Annotated in this window: 2 protein-coding genes; both read left to right on the top strand. The window is 45.7% G+C overall.

Annotation, left to right across the window (positions count from 1 at the left end; translation table 11 throughout):
- Nucleotides 1-979: baseplate J/gp47 family protein (locus TW85_RS24740; protein ID WP_046019816.1), on the top strand; the 979-nt coding region annotated here is incomplete at its 5' end.
- The coding region (locus TW85_RS24745) for a putative phage tail protein (protein ID WP_046019817.1) at nt 964-1443 on the top strand (480 nt) is incomplete at its 3' end. The genes TW85_RS24740 and TW85_RS24745, both read left to right, overlap by 16 nt.

Consider the following 1443-nt stretch of genomic DNA (forward strand, 5'->3'; position numbering starts at 1 on the left):
TGCGTCATCACGCGGTGATGTCTATTATCCGCTGGCTCAAGCCGTAGCAGGATTGGCCCACGGCTTACATGGGCATTTAACCTATAACGCAGAACAATTATTTGATGACTCTTGTGATGATGAGAACTTACTTCGGCGCGCTGCCGAGCTTGGGATTTATCGAACACAAGCTTATCGTGCCGCTGGAACCGCAACGATCACGGGGAATGATGGTGAAACATTACTTGCTGAGACACTACTACAAACAGACAGCGACGTTATTTATAGAACAACCCAAAGTGCAACAATTAGCAGCGGCTCAGCAACCATTGATATTAAAGCTATAAACGCGGGTGAAGCGGGTAACTTAAGCGCGGGTGAAACCTTACGTTTCATTGAGACCCAATTAGGTCTTGATTCAGAAGCAAGCGTGATTGCGTTGACAGGCGGTAGTGATATTGAAAGCATCGATAGGGTTCGAGAGCGCCTTTCTGAAAGGCGTAAAAGCCCTGCCATGGGCGGTAGTAAGACAGACTACGTAAACTGGACTCTAGCCGCTCATTCTGATGTAACCCGCGCATGGAGCTACCCTAACGAAGCTGGGCTAGGAACGGTAACCGTTAGATTTGTGACTGAAAAATTAAACACGGTTGTAGCAAGTAATACGCACCTCACAGCGGTTAAAAATCATATCGATTCAGTTCGCCCTGCTAGTATGAAGGCGCTCTATATCTACGCGGTTTCACCCGAACCTTTAGACTTAGAATTTACACTTCTGTCTCCTAACACCACCGCGGTTAGAACTGCCATAACAGCAGAGCTGAAAGACTTATTAAGCCGTGAAGTAACTCCCGGTGGAACTCTGCCTATTTCAAAAATTCGTGAGGCGATATCACTAGCAACAGGTGAAGAAAACTTTGCTATTACATTAAATGATGACGTAACCAGCCAAACAGGCGGATTTATTACGCTGGGAGAGATTACATGGCCAGCGGCTTAGATACTTATCAAAATGCGTTGATTGGCTTGCTACCGATCGGAGATTGCTGGCCTAAAGAGCCTGATTCTGAATTAGGTAAATTGATGGGCGGTATTGCTGAAGAGTTCACCCGTATTGATGAGCGAGCAGCCGATTTACTTGATGAATCTCACCCCTCATCCGCTAATGAGTTGTTTAAAGAGTGGGAAAGCCAATATGGGCTACCAGATGCTTGTAGCGGTATCGACCCTTCCTTTCAAGAGCGTTTAGGGGCTTTGATTCAGTCATACAAAATGCAAGGTGGACAAAGCCGAGAATTCTTTATCGAAGTCGCTGCGGCCATGGGTTACGTGATTACGATTACCGAGTATAAACAACTTAGATATCAATATTCATACGGTGATTTATTTGGCGGACAAGATTGGGCTTTTACTTGGCAGGTGAACGCTAAGAGCGTTAATAGGAAAAAGAGACTCTATGGCCAA

Source organism: Marinomonas sp. S3726 (assembly GCF_000967665.1).
In the GTDB taxonomy this organism is placed as follows: domain Bacteria; phylum Pseudomonadota; class Gammaproteobacteria; order Pseudomonadales; family Marinomonadaceae; genus Marinomonas.